Genomic DNA, 1,043 nt, shown 5'->3' on the forward strand with positions numbered 1-1,043 from the left:
CTGGTGCCGGCGCCGATCTCGTAGAGCTTTGCGTCACGCAACAGCCGGCCCGTGGGATAGTCATTGATGTAGCCGTTGCCGCCGAGGAGCTGGATGGCGTCCAGCGCGCATTGCGTCGCCTTCTCCGCGGCGTAGAGGATCGCGCCGGCAGCATCCTCGCGCGTGGTCTCGCCGCGGTCGCAGGCCTTTGCCACGGCGTAGACATAGGCGCGCGAGGCATTCATCGTGGTGTACATGTCGGCGATCTTGCCCTGCACCAGCTGGAAGCTGCCGATCGGCTCGCCGAACTGCTTGCGCTCATGCACGTAAGGCAGCACCACGTCCATGCACGCCTGCATGATGCCGATCGGCCCCGCCGCCAGCACCGCGCGCTCGTAGTCGAGGCCGCTCATCAAGACGTTGACGCCACGGCCGACCTCGCTCAGCACGTTCTCCTCGGGGACCTCGCAATCCTCAAACAAGAGTTCGCAGGTGTCGGAACCGCGCATGCCGAGCTTGTCGAGTTTCTGCGCGGTGGAAAATCCCTTCATGCCCTTTTCGATGAGGAAGGCGGTGATGCCGCGCGGGCCGGCATTGGCATCGGTCTTGGCGTAGACCACCAGCGTGTCCGCCTCGGGGCCGTTGGTGATCCACATCTTGTTGCCGTTCAGCACGAAGCGGTCGCCCTTCTTTTCGGCGCGGGTCTTCATCGAGACCACGTCGGAACCGGCGCCCGGCTCCGACATCGCGAGCGAACCGACATGTTCGCCGGAAATCAGTTTCGGCAGATATTTGCGCTTCTGCGCGTCGCTGCCGTTGCGGCGGATCTGGTTGACGCAGAGGTTGGAATGCGCGCCGTAGGACAGGCCGACGGAGGCCGACGCCCGTGAGATTTCTTCCAGTGCGATGCAGTGCTCGAGATAACCGAGCCCGGCGCCGCCATACTCCTCTTCCACCGTGATGCCGTGCAGGCCGAGCGCGCCGATCCTGGGCCAGAGGTCGCGCGGGAACTGATTGCTGCGGTCGATTTCGGCGGCGCGCGGGGCGATCTCGTTCTGCGAAAA

Annotated in this window: 1 protein-coding gene; it reads right to left on the reverse strand. The window is 64.7% G+C overall.

The window, feature by feature from the left end:
• Nucleotides 1–1,043: isovaleryl-CoA dehydrogenase (locus CQ13_RS17195; protein WP_057844043.1), on the reverse strand; the 1,043-nt coding region annotated here is incomplete at both ends.

The sequence above is a fragment of the Bradyrhizobium retamae genome (assembly GCF_001440415.1).
GTDB classification, from domain to species: Bacteria; Pseudomonadota; Alphaproteobacteria; order Rhizobiales; family Xanthobacteraceae; genus Bradyrhizobium; species Bradyrhizobium retamae.